This window comes from Cyclobacterium xiamenense (genome assembly GCF_042140265.1).
Taxonomy (GTDB): Bacteria; Bacteroidota; Bacteroidia; order Cytophagales; family Cyclobacteriaceae; genus Cyclobacterium; species Cyclobacterium xiamenense_A.
In genome coordinates this window covers 5,383,358-5,402,317 of the sequence record NZ_CP159481.1, presented here as the reverse complement: position 1 = coordinate 5,402,317, position 18,960 = coordinate 5,383,358, and the positions used below count along the sequence as shown (strand labels likewise).

Annotated in this window: 17 protein-coding genes; 1 reads left to right on the top strand and 16 read right to left on the bottom strand. The window is 44.0% G+C overall.

The genetic code is table 11. The features are described from left to right. Positions 1 to 187: 187 nt before the first annotated feature. Both ABWH99_RS22160 and ABWH99_RS22155 read right to left on the bottom strand, forming a co-directional pair. The gene (locus tag ABWH99_RS22160; protein ID WP_375583949.1) at positions 188 to 766 is read right to left on the bottom strand and encodes a hypothetical protein; all 579 of its coding nucleotides are present in this window, start codon (positions 764 to 766) and stop codon (positions 188 to 190) included. A 93-nt stretch (positions 767 to 859) separates the two neighbouring features. Continuing rightward, a complete protein-coding gene (locus tag ABWH99_RS22155; RefSeq protein ID WP_375583948.1) occupies positions 860 to 1,423 on the bottom strand; it encodes a Crp/Fnr family transcriptional regulator in 564 nt (187 codons plus the stop codon). Between the two features lie 1,506 nt (positions 1,424 to 2,929). On the opposite strand from ABWH99_RS22155, the gene ABWH99_RS22150 reads away from it, so the two are divergent. Next, positions 2,930 to 4,021: a glycosyl hydrolase gene (locus ABWH99_RS22150; protein WP_375583947.1), complete on the top strand. Its 1,092-nt coding sequence runs from the start codon at positions 2,930 to 2,932 to the stop codon at positions 4,019 to 4,021. Between the two features lie 140 nt (positions 4,022 to 4,161). Here the strand turns inward: ABWH99_RS22150 and ABWH99_RS22145 are convergent, their stop codons facing one another. The 14 genes from ABWH99_RS22145 to ABWH99_RS22080 form a co-directional block, all read right to left on the bottom strand. Then, positions 4,162 to 4,698 (bottom strand): HD domain-containing protein, encoded by a 537-nt coding sequence (locus tag ABWH99_RS22145; RefSeq protein WP_375583946.1) that lies wholly within the window; start codon positions 4,696 to 4,698, stop codon positions 4,162 to 4,164. Positions 4,699 to 4,900: 202 nt separating this feature from the next. Further along, positions 4,901 to 5,332, bottom strand: a complete 432-nt coding sequence (locus tag ABWH99_RS22140; RefSeq protein ID WP_375583945.1) for a DUF1761 domain-containing protein — start codon at positions 5,330 to 5,332, stop codon at positions 4,901 to 4,903. 489 nt (positions 5,333 to 5,821) lie between these two features. Continuing rightward, complete coding sequence (locus ABWH99_RS22135) at positions 5,822 to 6,943, bottom strand: ABC transporter transmembrane domain-containing protein (protein ID WP_375583944.1); 1,122 nt, start codon at positions 6,941 to 6,943, stop codon at positions 5,822 to 5,824. Positions 6,944 to 6,950: 7 nt separating this feature from the next. After that, on the bottom strand, positions 6,951 to 8,021 hold the full coding sequence (locus ABWH99_RS22130) for a hypothetical protein (protein WP_375583943.1): 1,071 nt from the start codon (positions 8,019 to 8,021) through the stop codon (positions 6,951 to 6,953). Between the two features lie 13 nt (positions 8,022 to 8,034). Continuing rightward, positions 8,035 to 8,838 (bottom strand): DUF2490 domain-containing protein, encoded by an 804-nt coding sequence (locus ABWH99_RS22125; RefSeq protein ID WP_375583942.1) that lies wholly within the window; start codon positions 8,836 to 8,838, stop codon positions 8,035 to 8,037. 1,056 nt (positions 8,839 to 9,894) lie between these two features. After that, positions 9,895 to 10,476: an aspartyl/asparaginyl beta-hydroxylase domain-containing protein gene (locus ABWH99_RS22120; protein ID WP_375583941.1), complete on the bottom strand. Its 582-nt coding sequence runs from the start codon at positions 10,474 to 10,476 to the stop codon at positions 9,895 to 9,897. A gap of 259 nt (positions 10,477 to 10,735) precedes the next feature. Beyond that, the gene (locus ABWH99_RS22115) at positions 10,736 to 11,023 is read right to left on the bottom strand and encodes an anthrone oxygenase family protein (protein ID WP_375583940.1); all 288 of its coding nucleotides are present in this window, start codon (positions 11,021 to 11,023) and stop codon (positions 10,736 to 10,738) included. A gap of 103 nt (positions 11,024 to 11,126) precedes the next feature. After that, positions 11,127 to 14,135: a DEAD/DEAH box helicase gene (locus ABWH99_RS22110; protein WP_375583939.1), complete on the bottom strand. Its 3,009-nt coding sequence runs from the start codon at positions 14,133 to 14,135 to the stop codon at positions 11,127 to 11,129. Positions 14,136 to 14,774: 639 nt separating this feature from the next. Next, a complete protein-coding gene (locus ABWH99_RS22105) occupies positions 14,775 to 15,200 on the bottom strand; it encodes a hypothetical protein (protein WP_375583938.1) in 426 nt (141 codons plus the stop codon). Between the two features lie 59 nt (positions 15,201 to 15,259). Then, positions 15,260 to 15,802 (bottom strand): NAD-dependent epimerase/dehydratase family protein, encoded by a 543-nt coding sequence (locus tag ABWH99_RS22100; RefSeq protein WP_375583937.1) that lies wholly within the window; start codon positions 15,800 to 15,802, stop codon positions 15,260 to 15,262. Between the two features lie 361 nt (positions 15,803 to 16,163). Next, entirely contained in the window at positions 16,164 to 16,574 is a 411-nt protein-coding gene (locus ABWH99_RS22095; RefSeq protein WP_375583936.1) for a hypothetical protein, read from the bottom strand. Beyond that, positions 16,537 to 17,472, bottom strand: coding sequence for a hypothetical protein (locus tag ABWH99_RS22090; protein ID WP_375583935.1), 936 nt, complete (start codon positions 17,470 to 17,472; stop codon positions 16,537 to 16,539). Before ABWH99_RS22090 ends, ABWH99_RS22095 begins: the two co-directional genes overlap by 38 nt. Positions 17,473 to 17,565: 93 nt before the next feature. Further along, entirely contained in the window at positions 17,566 to 18,363 is a 798-nt protein-coding gene (locus tag ABWH99_RS22085; protein WP_375583934.1) for a polysaccharide deacetylase family protein, read from the bottom strand. An 18-nt stretch (positions 18,364 to 18,381) separates the two neighbouring features. Continuing rightward, positions 18,382 to 18,954 (bottom strand): gluconate 2-dehydrogenase subunit 3 family protein, encoded by a 573-nt coding sequence (locus ABWH99_RS22080; protein ID WP_375583933.1) that lies wholly within the window; start codon positions 18,952 to 18,954, stop codon positions 18,382 to 18,384. Positions 18,955 to 18,960: the final 6 nt, after the last annotated feature.

Below are 18,960 nucleotides of genomic sequence, written 5' to 3'. Positions count from 1 at the left end.
GGTACCGCCTGGGAAATCCATATCGCGATAGCACCGGTAGCCTTGCCGCGTCTGATGGTACGGGCCCGCCACGAACAAGGCAAGCCCCCATTGTATTCCGCAGCGGTTTTTTCAGAGTAAGCGTCCTTTTTCCCAAGAGCATTCTTGGGGCTCGTATGTGTACGGCACATTGTGTCCATTTGCGGAATTAAAAACGAAGGCCAAAGTTTAGAATTCCTACGTAGACCGCCCGTTCCCCGTCGGCCTCAGCTATCGGGTGCGGATTGCTTTTTGCTGCGACGTAGTAAAAACCATGCTGGACGCTCAGGTACGGATGGAATCTTGCGTTTGCTCGTTTTTCCGGTTTCATCAAGTCCCATCGATACCCCGTCAACAGCCCAACCTCATAATCCCAACTGGTATAATTGTTTCCGTTCACGGCATTGTTTCGGTTAAAGCCCGGACCAAATGCATTGTAAAATTCCAGATGCAGACCCTTCCAGACATATTGTCTGTATCCAAAGGTCAGGGCATAATTCGCAAAATCTCCTTCTTGTTTCCTGAATTCAAAAGGTCGGATGTGATACCCGACGAATACATCTCCGGCCAGGTCTTTTTTTCGCCAGGTTTCGTAAGTTACCTGTCCTTTGTACATGTTTCCTGGAAAAACTGGCCAAAGTACGTTAATTTCTACGCCCCATTTTTTTGGAAGAGGGGCATCCACCTGGGCATGCAGCTGGAAAGAAAAGGCAATCAAAAACACCCCGAATGTCACTAATTTTTTCATGGTTCTACGATTTAGACAGTGAATAATGGGACCAAATTCGGGCCCGGAAAAAATAGAAACATTGACCAAAGTCAATAACGCACACTTGTCTGGCTATTTTCTCGCGCGTATCCGGCTGAGTGTTTCGGGCTTTACTCCCAGGTAGGAGGCAAGCATGTATTGCGGCACCTCTTGCAACAGTTTGGAGTTTCGGTGTATCAGTTCCTGGTAGCGGTTTTCCGGACTGTCGTGTAAAAAGGAGTCAAGCCGTCGGGCAACGGTCAGGTACAGGTTTTCGGCGATAAACCGGCCAAGGCGTTCCATGTTTTTATGCTTGTCGTAGAGCGCCAGCAAGTCTGCTTTTCTTACTTTGTATACGACTGTGGGTTTTAAGGATTCAATAAAATGCTCAGAGGGCCTACCCGTCAGGAAGCTGCGGTAATTGGTCACGAAGTCACCCGGAAAAAAAAATGCCGTAATCTTTTCTTCCCCTTCCCGAACATAGAAAAAGCGGTAGATGCCTTCGCCAATAAATGCGATGTAGTCGCAGACTTCCCCCTGCCGCAACAGAAAGGTCTTTTTTTCATGGGTCTCTTTTTTTAGACAGGCGGCAAAGTCTCCCCATTCTTCATCGGATAGCCGTAAAAAACGATTGAAATAGGCTCTGATTTGATCCATTTTTTACAAGATAAGAATTCACCTACAAAGGCTTGTGTTGATCACGGCGGTTTTTTTTGAGTTTTTTGGTAGCGTACCCACCGTTTATTTCCAAGGATCGGTGTCAGAAAGGGGAAGCTGCATCTATTTCGGTGATGTCGCGATTCTCGTCTCTCAGTTGATAGTGCGCGCCTATGCCTACAGCCGAAGGGTTTGGAAAGGCGGCTCTCAGTGAGTATCAGGACAGCCTTCTTTGGTCTAGGAGCCGATATGTTCCGCAGGCCGGGTGTTTGATTACAACCTCATTTGTACCTATGCGGGGGAGCGTAAAACCCATGGACCTACCCTTTTAGTATTTCCTGGTCCATTGTCCGTACTTGTACCGAAAAACCATGTATTCCTGGTGAATGGGACTAACTGCCGTTGGGCTTGTAAAACTAGCTTTCGGTTAAAAATTTTCTGTGGATCTTCGTGACCCGGTCCGGATCATTACACGTAAAGCGGGTCACCACTTTCCCGCTTACCGGATTTGGGCGAGTTCTCTCGCTTGTAGTGCAGCTGCACCAATCCATCTGGAAGGCTTTTTGATTTTACAAGCTGGTGCCGATGTTTGGTTCTATCGGCGTTAAAAAGCCGGGTGCTGCTCCCCATTATCAGGGGTGCAACGTAAATAATGAATGAATCAAGTCCTCTTTTACTCGTTCGTTGACCAGTTCAGCCGCCCGTCGCTGAGCAGTTTCTTATGGGTCATAATGCATGCCCACCGTTGTTCTCCTCTTTTTTTATTTCTGGTTTCATCAGCGCTGGTTGGAAGGTATGGTACATGGGTTTTCGAGGCCTACTCTCGGCATGTTTTAAGGTAGGCCGGCGCTTTTGGGAACACATCATCAGCTCGGCAGCGATGTGAGTGCAAGCGATTTCGGGCCAGTTACCAGGGGCGATTGGACGTTTCGAGTGATTCTATTGTGAGCAGCAGCTGCCTTTGGGAGAGCTCTTCGGCGAAATTTCCGGTACCCACTAGTGCTCCGTACCTACCTTGCATTCCTATCGGCACCAGCTACCTGCAACTGCGCCCGTATTTGGGGGAGGACGGATAGTGTTTTTTCAACCAGGTCAATTCTTTTCGGGAAGGAAACATTTGAGATTTGGTGAGGGATAGAACCCGATCGTACGTTGGTAGGACTTAACCTTCCTTTGGAAAGGAATAGCAATAGACGGGATTTTCAAGGTTCATTATGGCCTGTTTCTGACGGGTAGGGAGATGCCGTGGGCGGGTATTTCCTTTCGGCGAACCCAGCTAATGGCAAGGGCCCAACTTGCAGGACTGCAAACCATAACGTCGATTTTGGTTTTTCGCAGCTCAATCGTCGACCCGTAGGAGCTTTTCGTCGGCAATGGCAATGTCTGGTAGAGGAATAGTTCCCCCTCGGAATTCTTTCCCCAGGCCGTTCTTTATTCGAACAGTTGCCGCTGGTTTGACCGGGAAGGAATTTTCATTACTATTGCTTAAGCATTTAATTGAAAAAAATGGACAGATCCAAACCGAATCGGACCGCGGGCAAAATACCCCTCCTCGTTTTATTCGTAATACTCCTTATCCAACAACCAATCGCGTCTCTGGCGCAAAAAACAGGTGCTTATCAGCCGCCGGTCAATCCGAATGCCTCTACCGAAGCCAAAGAACTGCTGAAATTGCTTTACGACTATTCCGGTACCTACCTGCTATCCGGACAGCACAACTACATCGGTGACGAATCGAAGCATAGCGAAGAGACGGAAGAAATTTCCGGTGAATACCCGGTCGTTTGGGGCAGTGACTTTGGCTTTGCCGACTCCACCAATGCGAAGGACGCCGTCTCCCACCGGTATGCCCTTGTAGCGGAAGTAAAAAAGCGGTTCGAAGCCGGCAATATCATCACGCTCATGTGGCATGCCTGTCGCCCTACCGATGAAGAACCTTGTACCTGGAAAGGAAGTGTACAGAACGAACTTTCAGAAGACGAATGGAACGATCTGATCCAGCCCGGCACGCGTACCTATCAAAATTGGGCCAATCAGGTAGATGAAATCGCCGTCTATTTGAAGCAACTGGAACTAGCCGGCATTCCGGTGCTTTGGCGCCCCTACCATGAAATGAACGGAGACTGGTTTTGGTGGGGGCAAAAGCCCGGAGAAAAGGGGTACCGGCAACTCTGGAAAAACCTGTACCATCGACTTACCGATTACCGCCAACTTACCAACTTGATATGGGTTTGGAATGCCAATGCGACCTTACCCCGAGAGAACATGGCTTACGATCTGTATTACCCGGGCAATGACTACGTCGATGTATTGGCTACGGATATTTACGGGGGCAATTACAAAAAGTCGGATCACGACCAGCTATTGAAACTGGGCAACGGCAAACCCATTGCCATGGGAGAAGTGGGGGCTTTTCCCAGTGCGGAAGTATTCGAAGAACAGCCCTATTGGGTATGGTTCATGGCTTGGTCCAATTCCAATTACCATCGAAACCCTGTAGAAAAAGTGCAGGAAATGTATCGTTTGGGGCGGGTTTTGGGGTTAAAAGATTTCAAGGAAATGGAAAAAGAAGGCAATTCTCCAAAACAAGGAAAGTAAACGTGAAAAAAATCCTCATTGGTGCCAAACAGCCAAGGGGCTTAAAGCGCCTGGTTTCGGTACAAACTTGATGTATCTGTGACCTCGCATGGGGTCAACCACCCGGTACTTACGAGGCTACGCTGGTGGGGTAGTTGTCTTTATTCAGCGTATTTTTGGTACGCAGCCATTTTACTCCGCAAGCGGTTGTTCAGGTATGCATGCGTGTTAACCAATAGCTCATCAATCAGGGCTGCTTCCTTCAGGTAATGGTTAATTTTATCTTTTTTCCAGTATTTTGGTGGTTCTTGAAGGTTGGTTATACGATCAGCCAGCTTTACCATGGCGACTTCTTTCTCCAGCTCTTTGATTCGATGCAAACTGTCCGTCATTTGGTCGATTTTCGATCCCAGGCGCTCATTTTTTGTAAGTGCCTGAACACCCAAAGCCACCTTTTCCCCAAAATTTTCGCTTAATTCAGCAATGTTGGTTTCGGTATCTTCCAGGGTATCGTGCAGTAAAGCCATTTGCAAGGCATGGTTTAATTCAAAATTAGCTTCCACGGTAAAAGCGAGCAATATCTCCATTGCAACATTCGAAATGTGCAACAGGTAGTTTGCATTTGTCCCGGGTACTTTCTGATTTTTGTGTTTTTCCGCGGCAAATTTTATTGCTTTTTGATACAGTTCTTGTGTCATCGCATGTGGGTTTCTTTGCCTATACCGGTAAGCTGTAAGGGCAGACACCGATACGGTACCGGACGTTCGCGTGGCGGGCAATTCGCCAACTTTCCTTGCAACAGGGTTGGGAGCTACTTGCCTTTTCACGCAGCATGCTCATTGCCTGTTTTTGTTTCCCTCGCCTGCCGGTGACCTATCCCTGAAAATGACCCGGCTCGGCCTACTTCCAAAACTGAAGAAGCATCCCAAAGATCAAAAATAGGGTCAGCTGGTACCCACCCTGTATAAGAAAGCGGGCCCATTTCATTTTGTTGTTTTCATTTGTCCACATGACGGCACCCGCCAGCGTCGGGATGACAAATGCCGCCCATATCCATAGCGCCCTTTCCATGCCGCTCGCGCGGGAGGTGTCTGCGATCAAATGCGCCAGCACAAGGACTTGAAACAGCGTGAGTACGAATTGGACCAGGTACAAGGGACCCGCATTTCGTTGCATTTGTTTTCTTTCATCCAGGCTCAAAGCATCGGCGCCGATGATTTGCAACCACTTTTTACCAAAGAGCGGGCCGTACCATATTGCCCCTATGATCATGGAGAGAATCCCGCCCGCAACAATTGCGAAATAATTCACTGAAATAGCCGCTGTTTCCATACGTACCTGGTTTTAAGATTTTTATGTACAAAATGTACTGTTTTCCATCATCAATTCCTATTGGTTTCGGTACTTTTTTCGCTCGCGGCTGCCGGAATTCTACCCTTGCCGTTTGTATACAGCATCCCTGGTGGCGCAACCAATTGTTTATTGAAATGCTGTCCTTCGCTCTTGGCAATCTGCGGTTAGCGGGTTGAAATGAACGGGGTTCTTCTCCCCGTATGCCAGAAGATCAATTGGCAAAAGCTTGGTGCAAGCTGCTTTTTGCGACCTGCCCGCGAATGAAACCGGGCAGGCCAAATGCCAGGGTAAACGGTGCCCCTGCAAAATTCGTTGCTAAACGCAGATCTTGAATCGATTGGCTCCATCCGTTTGGTGCAACAGTCGGGAAAGGATAAAAGGCCGAGCTATGCTGAAGCCCTTCAAAATGCTAAACTGACTTTTTAAATGATCCTGAAATGTCCCAATACCAAGGAGCCCCATGCTGGACTAATTTTGTACTTTTGGGCCAAATTCAAGAAAAACCAACTTCTGGTCTGTCTCAAAATATTCTGTTTTTGTTGACTCTGCTCCTTGTTTTGCTTCCTTGTCGGCCTTGGATTTTTCGGAATAGGTAAGGGGTGTTTTTTTCTTGATCAGCACTTCTATTTTTCTCAACGAAATCATCCCTTTTGCGATGATTGAAGGTGTTTTTGAAATACTTCTAATCGCGGGAGCCATCGCACCTATTACAAGCAGGAAAGCTAGCAATTGACCAGGACTTTCTTTGGTATCTGGTGCAAAGGAAATGGCAGAGAGTAATGAGAAAGTAAGCAAAGGACCTAAAATGGCTACCCAAGCCAACCTGGAATTTTCCCAGAATTGATATTTGAGATTTGCAGTAAGAGACTGCTGGCTTTTTTCTTGAAAAGTCGTGCTTATTGCGGTTCTATCGGATTTTGTAAAATCTCGATTTTGCTTAGAAAAAGTCTCCGTAACGTACTTTAAAACCAGGCTTTTTTTATTCCTCTTCGATAGGGTCCAGGGAATCTGTTTTGAATCAAGAAAGAAGGCCATTGGACTCACAATTAATATAGTGGCCACAATTGTCAAGGTCCAGTATGGGTTTAAATAAACTAATAAACCCAAACCTGTCAATAGGAACAAGGCATCTTTTAGTCCTCTATGAAAGCCATTGCAAAGCATATTTCGAACGGATAATTGATCCCCTGAATATCTCAGAAGGTATTTACCAAAACCATTCTTTTTGTAGTATTCTGAGGTCCATTGAAGCTGTCTTCGAAATAGCCTTTGCATCAGATGAAAATTGAACTTCTCCGCCTTAGTTCGTATAAGTTGCCTCTCCCAGAAATGTAGAAAAAACTTCAGCAGGATGACCAAGCCCAGAATCCAAAAGAATTGGTGTAGCGAGCCAACTCCTAGCCCGAAGTCGGCAAGTAATTCTGATTTGCTTATTGAATTTTGATACATCAGGTCGAAGAACCACCCGGTCATTAGACTGAGAAAAAAGGTGCTGACTGCTCCCATCCAACCTATCAATAGAATAACCGAAAGGCGACCCCAATGGGAGAACCAGTGCCTTTTGAGGGTTTTATTTGATATCCAGTCCATAGTGATTTTAGGCAGATAGGAGCTGATTAGGTCTGAGATATGCCGGGAATTCACCCATACTCAGCTGCTCCAGGTTCAAAATTGGTAGATAGCTGTGATCATTGTTCTCATCCAGGCATTCTCTTACCTCCTGAACCAAAAGTGGGCTAGCTGTAAATAACCCTGCCAGAGCAGTTGCTTGGATACCCCATGAATTCAACGTATAGAATCCATTAACTGCAGATAGACTATCTCCCGCTGAGAAAACGACTTGATGTACCGAACGCATAAATTTGGAATTTTTCAAAAGCATCTTGGTCTCGCGCTGAAGTATGCCGTCCGCTATTTCAATAACCACATAGTCTGGTCTTTTTTTCAATACATCCCGAAGGAGAGATTCGTAAAGATTTAATAGTTTTTCCTCAGAAACCAGATAGGTGGAAGGGTAACCATACCTGGAAAAATCTATTGCTTCACAGGCTCCGAGATCGAAGACTAAATTGGCATCCTTTGGATATGCGGTTCCAGTCAGCTTTATGTAAGCTGCTGTATGCCCCTTTTTTACAAGTCCATTTATTAGAAACGCCGCTGTAGTTGTTTTTCCACTGTCCATAGAAGAACCAAGAGAAAGCACCACTTTTGTTCTTTTTGCCAGATCGCCGGTAAAGGGAATGAGCTTCTGCTCCTTTCGTGAAATGGTATTTGCTATCTGTCCTCTTTCATCTGTGTAAAGGCCAACAAGTTCCACTTTGGTGGGCCCTATCTCGTCAAGTCTCTGATGCATAGATTTTACCTGTCCGATCACTCCAGCCCCTCCGAGCATGTGGAATTCACCTTTTAGATCGTCAGGGATATACCCTTCGAATTGATTGGTAGCATATCTATTTCCAAAAGCCCCCATGACCAAATCGCCCGGGATCAGCGTTGCGCTTCTGGACACTGTCTGGATCATTTTGTTTTTACCAATTTCGGTCACCATAAAAAGGCCCACATCACCTGCTTTTAAAGTGAAGTTTTGCTCTAATTCATCGATTGTAATTAATTCCATAGGTCTAATTCCATGACAGACCATTCCTATTTTGACTCGAGATTTCATCATTGTTTATGTTTGGTTAAAAGTTTATAGGTAGAAAATTTTCATTATGCTTGCCTTTTAGCTGGTAGCTGACCGACATTCCAATCACATGGTAATTGTTAAATGGGCGCTGAATTCGTCCGGTATTTGGGTTTAGGACATTGATTTTATCTGTTGGTGAGAATCCAAGGTTGAACTCATGTTGATTCATGTAATAGAGCGATAATCGGATCGGGTCACCTATCTTGAAATTGAAATTTGCCAGAATCCTGCCACGATGAAATCCGTTTGCAGGCTTCCTTGCTATTTCTTCTCCTTCATCGTTGAAATACCGAATATTTCCTCCACCCATATTGTAAAATAGGCCGTAGCTTAAAGAAGGAGCCACTCTGAGAAAATTTAGCCTTTTGCGAAGACCCAGGCGGCTGGATAGGATTACACGGTGGTCGAATCGGTACTCTTCCTGGCTATGGGTTTCAAATTGAATTCCACTCCGAAGAATTAATTTTCTGTTCAGCTTTTTCCTGTAGATGGCGTTGATGAAAAGCCTGTTGGTAGTGCGATTGGAGGAAGGAATGCTCAGCCAGGCGGTACCTACCCGAGTACTCCAGGTAGAATTAATTCGGTAGGCCAGACGAATTTGGTACCAGTTGAAATTATTCCTAATCTCATTCGTGATCTCTGTCGAACGAAGATATGCCACTCTGGCGTCTAAGTTGTCCGTAAGCGGCATTCCAAGGCTGAAGGTGTTCCAAACTCTGGTCTTCTCTTGCGCCTGTAATGGATTAGCCAAGAAAATGGCCAGTACTAGGAGACTGGTTTTTACATACGAGGTGGACATATTCTTATTTTTTATGCCTCTTTGTCGCAATATGAAATAGGATTGTAACCAGCCTTCCAAAAAAAAGTATGTTTTATTTCTTTATTTGCAGTAGCGTCCTAAATAAAAAGTATGCTCTTTGCCTCAAAAAATATAATACATCTCACGGGTAGTAATAAACTGTTTCTCAGATTGATAATAGGATTGAAATTCTAAATTTAAGAAGCTGGTATAGTCAAGGGAAATCAAGAAGCAGACACCAAATAATAAAATGGAAAACGAGTGCGGTGGGTTGACGCAGCAGCGGGGGGCGCGTTGGCAATGCGGGTGGAAGCTTTCTCCGCACATTCTGGCTCAAAAACTCTCGTTTTTGCCCTGTCTTGACTTTTTGGTTCTTTTGGGTCAAGCCAAAAGAACAATAAAAAGGCATCAAGATGGTGAAAAGAAGATGGAGTAGTGCCAGAAAAGGTTGAAGAAAAAAGCGATAAAAACCAATGGTGAAATAAGAATCGAAATTTAAGTTCAACCTGCCAAAAGGCGGGAGACAGGGTTTCCTCTCATCCTAAAATTAACCATGACTTCGGAAGCCGAGCGACGGTTGGTGAGCTTGTCGAACCAAGTCAAGGTAATTTTGGACTACTGGTGTGATTGCGGATAACCATATGTTTTGTTTGCCTATTTGCATCAGTAAAGTTTTAAAAATCAACTGAATTCCTGCTATCAACCTCATTCTGTCATGATCTTTGAAGCATAAAAAATAATCCGGTAAGTTTCCCTACCGGATTATTTTCCATCCGTTGATTTCTTAATTTCATTCCAGATCTATAGACAGTGAGTCTTCGATCCGATTCCGAGTTCGTTTCCAAAAATACCTACACGAATGTAAACAGGAAAAGCAATTGGCCATGCATATCCCGGCAAGCAAACAGAATTTGATGTGGGAATACATGTGAAAGGTGTCGAACCTCAAGGGATTCTTGAAGTCGACACCAAATTAAGCGGTATGGTTAGTCACAGAATCGCCATTAACCATGAGGAGCAATACTCAAAGGTATTGATCAAAGGCTTGAAATAAACCTAGCAAGCGGCCGAGTAAGCTCTAAATACTTCATCCTCAAGTTCGGCAGGTAGCATGTCAAAAATCACGTGAATGCGATCCTGATCTCCATCATTGCGGGCTTCGTGCACCTCATTGTTATCAAACCACCAAAGTTCACCCTCCTGCATTCGTACCTCTTCATCCCCTGTTTTCATCCATGACCCGAGGCTTGATTTTAGGACTAAATGATAGCGATTTCGAACCCGATAGTATTCACCTCGATCGATATGTGGGTAAACCTGTTTTCCAGCTGGCAAACAAACGATCTTTGCCCTTCCCAAAATTTCATTTCTTTCCTTCGCAAAGTCCTTTAGAAATTCCACAAATAAAGGATATTGTTTGCTAGCGCTTGTCCATCGGCTTTCGTGTACATCTCGACGCTTTCTATCCCCGATAGCCGATTTTCTTAGACCTCTTAAAGGAATGGCAAGTGCTTCACGCTGAACCATAATTTTGTCCTGTCGACCAGTCGATCCGGCCCAGGCATTTTCTATGGAATCTATTTGATCCAGAAATGGCTGGGTTGAGATATTCTTTTTGATACGTTTAAAGTTTTCCATGGTAATCATTCGATTAAATTGAAAATGACATTTGTGACTCTATGTCGCACAAGGCAGCCCGATTGTAACCACTTGTCTAGAAAAAAAATGCCTTTTTTCGGACGTTCTCCGAAACCCCGGCATGTTCGACCCAAAAGCGATTGTCCCACTTTTTATTCAACTCCAAAACTGGAAAATCCACCGCATGATCCCAAACCGTATCTTTTCTTGATTTAATACGAAGTTGTGCAACGGGTACCCATGTTAGCGGGTCGTTGTTTTACCTATTCGGCAGTAACAGATACAGAGTTAGCAGGATCGATGAAAGTAAAGATGAAACAGTCTTGACATTATTCCAGAAAGTCCAACGATTTACAAATAACATCCTGAAAGTTTCAAGTTGTTTTCCACTTGTATTGAGAACGTTAAGCCTTTCCAATTGATTAGTCAAAGGCACATGGATGCCAGCCGTAATGCCAATCACTAAAATGTAGGTAAAAAATCCTGCAATGAGTAACCACCGATTTGAATCACCAACTTGTGTAAAGTAAATAACAATAAGGGGCATTCAGGGACATTAGCGTTGATAGCGTTTAAAGCCTTTTTCTGTGGGATGCATTCGTCCTGCATTTCTGTGATTGAATACCAGGATTGAACCCGGTCCGGTTACATCAAGTGAGGGGTTCGTAGCTTTCAAACAAGCTTTTCTGATAGACCCCTCCCTTGATTTTATTCATCAGCTCCCGAATAAATTCGTAATGCTTGACGTATTGGTTGGGGATGGCTATTCTGGCAATATTTTTTGATTGCAGGAGTTGCATTTTGATTTTATCTGATGCGATTCTTTTTTTGTTCTTGTAATGTTCTATTCCATTTATTTCAAATACTACTTTTGGGATCCTGCCCTGAAAAATTACGCCGTCAAATTCTTTCTTATTTAAATCTGGGTTGTCAAATTCTTCCGGAAAGAGCGCTATCACTTTTACATTTCTTTCAAAACGACTTTCCTGCAAGGTGCAATAATGGCTCATCGTTTTATAAAATTCGTCTTCAAATTTTGAGTCATTCGAAAATCCGATCGTAAACCGGTTTGCTGTACTTTGTCTGACTGGCGCCATTCCCCTCTTCTGTACGTAATCAATCAGTGCATACAAATCATCATCTTTTCTGGACAGGATGTCTATGGCTTTTTTGTCGGCTACGACCACTAAATTTTCCTTTGCTCGGGTGACGGCAACATTTATCAACTGGCTGTTATTTTTTATCCATTCGTAGGTTCTGGCAGAGGTGTTTCTTGACAGAGAGGTGGAAATGATGATGGTTTTGTTTTCCTGTCCCTGTATTTTGTGAATCGTACCACAACTTACAGATTCATCGATTTCCTGATTTGCTTTTGCCGTTTTCAGGTAGTAATTCAATACCGCTTCCTGGTTACGAAACGGGGTGACGATGAAGGTATCCGTTAAATTATTTTCAGCTATGTACCTTAGGATTTCCTGTGCTTCTTCAATATTGGCATTCCTATCCTTTTGGTTTACATTGGACACGGCTATCAGTTGCAGGTTACCATTGGCTTGAATCTTCGAAAGGTTTAGCCGGTTCTCATAAAAGCGCATGTTGGAATAATTGATGATGTCCCGTCCACACCGATAGTGATAACTCAGCAAAATGTCTCTGGAAATGTTATCAATACCTTTATAGAGGGTGAGAATCGAATTGTTATAGTAATCGTAGGTCTTATCTATTCCAAATTGGCTTCTCAGGCGCTGGTTTCTGCTTTCTTCGAAAACAATTATTGGTTTGAGCTGATTGGTATCGCCTATCAAAACCATGTTTTCACATTTTGAAATAGGAATGAGACTGGTGGCGACATCACATTGTCCCGCTTCATCCATCACCATTAAATCAAATTTATATTTTCTTCCCAGCTTGCGGCTTGAGATATTGGTAGTGAGGATGATGGGAAACACTTTGGTGAGCTTTTCCAGGTTGTGATCGTCGCCAATCCATTTGTTAAATTCCTTAACCTGTTCCTTTGGTTCTTCCAGGTCCAGGATTGCTTTCAAATCGGCGTATTCCCTGCTCTTCAAGCGCTTGACATACGACAGCGATTCGAAGTAGAAAAATTGTAACAACTGCGGGTTATCCCTGATCACTTCGTAGAGGTCGTCCAGATCATCATTGCTGGTTTCGGGAAGATTTTTTAGTTTTTCTTCAATGGCCTGTTTTTCTTTTTCCAGCAGGTGATTTTTTCCTTTTGCCAACAAGCTGCTGACGAAAGAAAGATTTTGTACCTGTTCTATTCGGGTCTCATGATTGGTTATCTTCTCAAGCAATCGTCTGTTTTTCTCCCTGGACTTTTCTTTAAGATTAAATAACATGTCTTCCTTTGGTACATCTTTGGTTTCAAATTCGTACCGTTCTTTAATGACCTTCAGCGCCTCTGCCACCCGTTGATTGTTGCCAAGCCTCAGTATGGGCAGCTGGATTTCCTTGTTTCGGTAGTTGCCCAGATATAATTTTTCTTTGATTCCATCTATCGGGACATTGTTATTTGACGAAATCAAAAGGGTTTTTTTATTGGTAAGACAGTTTACAATAATATTTAAGATGGTTTGTGTTTTCCCTGTACCCGGAGGCCCCTGTACGTAGGTGATGGGATATTTCAACGCATTGTAAATGGTCTGAATCTGATCAATGTTGATGTTTTTGTCATACAATACCAGGTGCGGTTCTCTTCGGTTTTTCCTGTCCAGCAAGGATAAATTTTGAAAGAATGCCTTCATGGGAACCTTCAGTCCCTGTTGTGAATAGTCGGCATGTATCTGGTCGTAAATTCCTGCAATATCGATTTGCACATAGCCCAAAACAACCACTTCCGGCCTGGTGTTGGGCAATTCACCCGTTTGGAAATTGTTGCGTAAAATCTCCAGTGCGGCGTTACTGTCCTTTTTGTAAACGGCCTCAAAATCCTCGGGGCTCATGTCCGAGTAATAAGACAGGGAGTGCTTTACATCTTTGATATAAAAATTGGGATTGAATGCTGTTTTTGTGCCCAGGTGGAGGGTTTTTTTCACGGGATCAAGCTGCAGTTTTCGGTAGGCAACAACGAATTTTCCTTTTGAAGGCAAGTCAATAGAGAACTCGCTTATCGCCAGCTCGTAGTCATGATACTTCTTGTAATCATTATGGTAGATGTCTTTTATGATCTGCTGTAGTTGTCTGCCTGTCAGCGGATAGGGGCTTTTGGAGGCCAGCTCGGTTAGATCCACTCCCGGGATCAAATGTGCGCTGTACAAAAACGGATCCTTATTGGCCTTGTAGCATTCCAGCAGGTAGTTCAACACGTTATTTTCGTACCGATCAAATTGGTAGACCTGTAATTTTTCATCTTCATCCAGCTTTTTGATCAGGTTTTCCGATACATCGTAGTGCGAGAATTTCAGAATCTCGGCGGTCTGTATGCTTGAAAGAAATATTTTGGCATCCCATATGGGATCATCTTTGGTCACATTAAACAGGTTGGCCCTGAGTTCACCCTTTTCGTTAATATCTAAAATGCTTATCCAAAAGGGTGTGATCTCTCCCTGCTGATTTTTGTAGGTAATGCTCAGGTATTTTCCTTCCCGAATGGCTTTGCCAATCAGGAATAGGATTTTTTTATCAATCAGTTGCTGCATGTCCTTGCTAATTCAGGCTATAAACCTCCCTATTGTCTTTTTTACAATCGGTTGTATCCTGGCAATGCGATGCTTTCAGCGATAATCAGCCTCCGGGCAAGAGGGCATTTGCCCGGGAAAGGCATCAATCGCCTCTGCTCCAGGCTTTACTGCCAGAGCCTTAAAACTAACGATTTTCACATTCATCGGGAAGTCCTCACCTCATTAAAAAAATCCTGGTGCCTGTTTGATCGGGTGTAGGGGTAGGTTTTTTTGTTCCCACTCTCCTCAGTACCGAAAGACTTTTTGATCCCAAGAAATTCAGGTCAGGAGTTCGATCGGATCCGGTATCCTTTCCGTAGATCAGGAAAGGGATCGGTATTCGCAGGAATGGCATTTGAGTAGGGTTCCGGGACAAGGTCAAACCGGTAACTTCACCGGGCTACACGGGGCAATAAGCCCGGGATTTTCCACCGGAAACACCGCCATCCGTGGTAGCAATTTTCTTGGCGATTTCCACAAAAAATTTCGGAAAAAACCCAGGCGTAGAACACCCTGCCCAGGATACCGTCCATGACACCGATACCGGTGAGGCTGAGGAGGTGTTTTTTGGCGTTTGTAAAACAAGGGTACTGCGGGCGGACGATGCAGCGCGAACGACTATGCCTGGTTATCTGGTTGCAACGCCTGTTCAACTGACCGGGCCATATCCAAAACTGATTTTTTAAGCGGTATTGGGTCCCAATCAAAGGTTGCTTCCGTATCGCTGATGTCTACCGTAGGATGTTTGCCTACGCTGGTTAGCAATGCTTTTACTTCTGGATCAAAAAGGGCTATGAGTTTTAACATGAAAAGCGGAGCTTTTTTTGTGCTTGCTTTTTTGTATCCATTTTCCTTTAAGATGGAGGCGATTTCCAGAAAATGCGTGGTTTGTTTTCTTGCCGCAATAAAGCGTTTTCCATTGATGTCCTTTTTGGTAAGTGCTTGCACGTGCAATTTAGCGACGTCTCGAACGTCGATCATGGGGAAGGACAGGTCGGGTACCATAGACATCTTTCCACCGATCATTTGAGCGACCATGCCCATGCTGGTGCCATCCAGATTATGGGTAAGGGATGGCCCCGTTATTCCTCCCGGATTGATAACTACCAGTTCAATGGAATGATCTCCTTTCTGGGAACGAAAGAAGTCCCAGGCCGCTTTTCTGCCATGGTCTTGCTTATGGCATAGGTGCTGAGATTTTTGTCAGATAAATCCGTCCAGTCTTTTGGTGAAAACTGGCCCGTGTACATATGTGAGCTCATGGCTGCAGTGGAGGAGGTGACCACTACCCGTTTTACCTTCGCTTTCTGGGCTGCTCGTAACGCCCGTAGCGTTCCTTCTCTCGCCGGCTTGATGAATTCCTTTTCATCCTTGGTTTGCTTAAAATAAAATGGGGAGGCCACGTGTAGTACGTAGGTACAATCGCGCATTGCCTCTTCCCAGCCCTCGTCTTTGGAGAGGTCCAGCGTGCAAAACTCCAGTTGATTTTTTGGGTCAATAAATTTCGCAATGCCTTCCCTCACTTCCACTTCTTTTAGTGGGTTTCTAACAGAGCCTTTTACCTGGTAGCCTTGCCTGAGCAATTCCAGGGCACAATGTTGCCCTACAAAACCGGATATTCCCGTTACGAGTACTTTATTTTTCATGGTTTTTGTTTTTAGAAGGGGTGATGCACTGCCTCATGTCCAGGTATACGGCTTGTACTCCTCCAGCGTTTTTATCCGTTTTTTGAAACATGGAAAGGTCCGAAGGTATTTATGATGAATCTGGCTGGATAGTATTTACCCCACCAAGTATGGGGCTGGGGATTGTAACAGGCTGTAAATGTAGGTTTTTATTCTGAGTATTGCTATTTTGTTCCTGATCTGGAAAGTCTGCGGAAACCAGGCCGATGGATACCATAATTCTGCTTCGATTGAGTCGGCCCGCTTCTTGACAAACCTTTGCAGATCTCATTTTTCACCACATGTCCAACTGGCTACAGCTACTACCAGCATATCGTCAATTTTACATGCTTTCTGATACGGATTGGTTCCAAATACCAGTAGGCAGGGTCTTTTGTGTGTATGCTTCAAAAGTAGTGGCGCTGCGGCCCAGTACTCTTTTCACATCCTCAGACACCACTTGATTATCAGGGTTACCAAGTACCTCTTTAAACAAATAGCCGAAGAGCCATACATAGGAATCCGGTAATCCGGCTGCCGTCATTCCTGCTTTGAATTCTTCAATAGATAGGGGGATGTATTGGATATCTCTTCCAATGGCTTTTTCCATTATTTTTACCACCTGCTCAAAGGTTTGCTTTTTAGGGCCTGTCACGGTGATGGTTTCACCGTTGTACGTATCGTCTACCAATACTTTTGTCACTACTTCTGCAATGTCATCTGCATCCACAAAAGGGATCGCTGCCTCCGGCATAGGCAATGCCACCTGTCCTGCCAGCACGAAATCCAAGACTTTTCAATAAGCGAATCGCAGTATAAATGGTAATGAAATTAATTGTGGGTATGATGAAAACTACAGGAAAGATATTCACCCCGTTTAGACCCATAGCGATAATTTTAGCTGACAATGCGGACATTAAAATCGCTAAGAACACGATATAAATTGTCCCATAGATTAAACCTTGTAAAGTCTTTTTTAGAAACAGCAATCCTGACACAAAGCAAGTCGGTAACAATAGTCCTAAGTCGAAACCTTGGACAATTAGTGTGGTATAATGCTGTAGTTCGCGTGGGTAAATTGTTCCGTCTACCAACGGTGGAATTATAATGTTTAGCCATAATACAGCTATTAAAACCGAATTTACAATAAGGAACCAACCAACCCAGTTGTAAGGGATGCTAACTACTGAGGTCTTCAATCGTTTTATTTGAAATAGGTCACTAACGCTTAGATAAAGCCCGAAAAACGATAAACCAAGAAGGGAGACATAAATAAGGAACAGGATATTATACATTCCCATTGCCGTATAGAAGAGATATGTCACAAAGAAATAGCCTATCGTTCCTGCTAATAAAAACAAAGCTTCAGGTCTGGCTCTTGAAATACCAATAAGAGATAAAATAAGCAGCGGTAAAGCAATGAAAAGAGTGATAAAATCTTGAGCTATCCCCTGTATCGCTACATCTGAAGACATGTGGCCATATATTCCTATTCCGTATATTTCAACTGTTTGACCACGAATTGATTCGTATTGAAAGCTGCCCTGACCAAAATCGGAAAGAATTCCGAATCCTGTTGCAATAAGCGAGAATAGTGCTATCAAAACGCCTATAGCAAAGAGATATTTTCGGTTATTACTTTTCACTCTCATTTTTTTACGATTCGTCTACATGACGCACAACGGTGAGTGTATCCGCAGTGCGACCACTCAGGGAGCATTATCGCACCTACAGTGTTGGGCGTTTTAATTTCTACCAATCTGTTTCACAATTTCACCCGTTGGTTGTATGGACAAATTGTCCATCTTAACTAAGCGTTTTAGTAAATTGTCAAGATAATCGCCGTGAACAGGTCCCCAACCTTCTTCATCCAATCCATGAAGGTTCAGAATCAGCCAACCTCCGTCTGTTGCCAGGAACTTATTGATTTCCTCTTCGACATAGTCATCGCAAAAATCAGGACCATGCCCCCAACACCCTAAACGCAGCGGTTGCTCTTTGACCGGAATGGCATTCACCATAGAATCTTTCAGAACCAACCAGCCTCCGGTTCGTATAGCAGACACTTTGGTCAGTGCAAAGTCTTCCAGTTCAGGCGTGGATGCATTGTAGGCGAAGTTATAAACGGCACCGTCAGAAGTGTATCCACCAAGGTTATTTTCAAAATAGTCAAGGCATTTTTCGATATTTTCCTTGGCTTTTTCAATGGGGATTTCAGTAAGGTTTAGGTGTTCCCATGTATGAGGCATAATTTCATGTCCCCGTTCTTTTAGCTTGTTCCAATCATTGAAGTCGCCTAACAGGTTTTGAGGAATCCATTGAAACTCAGTGTTGAAGCTTTTTAGATGCCCTGTGGCAATGACATTCAAACAAGCCTTCAAGCCGTAGTTTTCATGAATCTCTGCAATTCGGTAAAAGGATTTTTTGAACCCATCGTCAAAGCTCAGCGTCAGGTAATGCGTCTTTTTAATAGTAGTGAATGATGCCATGCTCAACGCCAGTCCTCCTAATGCAGATGCCTGAATAAATCTTCTCCTTTCCATTTTTATTTGTTAATAATGCTAGCCTATAGCTGATGTTGGTCCGAACCATGCTGTTTGGCCTTTTTCCAGCGGTACACAACCATCGTAACCCCCTGGAACCGGATCATATCTTAAAGCCTGGGTAACACCAATTTCAGAGGTAAAATAACCCAGCAATGTAAGTTGTTTCATCAGAGAAAAAAAATGTGAATGTCCATCCTGGCCTGCTTCGGTAGCTTCACGGTCGAGCGGAATCAATATATCGGTTCTTTGTTGGGAAGTAAGCGCTACAAAATCCTTCGCGTGCGCTTTTTGCGACAGCTCATCAATTTTCTTTAATCCATCCATGAACATAGTCCTTTCAGCATCGGAATAGCAATCGGAGATCATTTTTGCCATAAACATTCCTATTCCTGCAGATTTTGCCCCCGGGGATTTTTCCGATTCTGGTAAAATGGTCTCTCCAATTTCATCCATTAGCGCAATAGCCTTCGAATCAACGATTTTGTATTCCTCCCGACCTGAAGTGCAGCCCGATAAAAACAGTTCAGACCCGGCAACGGACGTTCCTAACAAAAAGGCAGTATGCTTTATTGCTTTTCTTCTGTCCATTCGTAA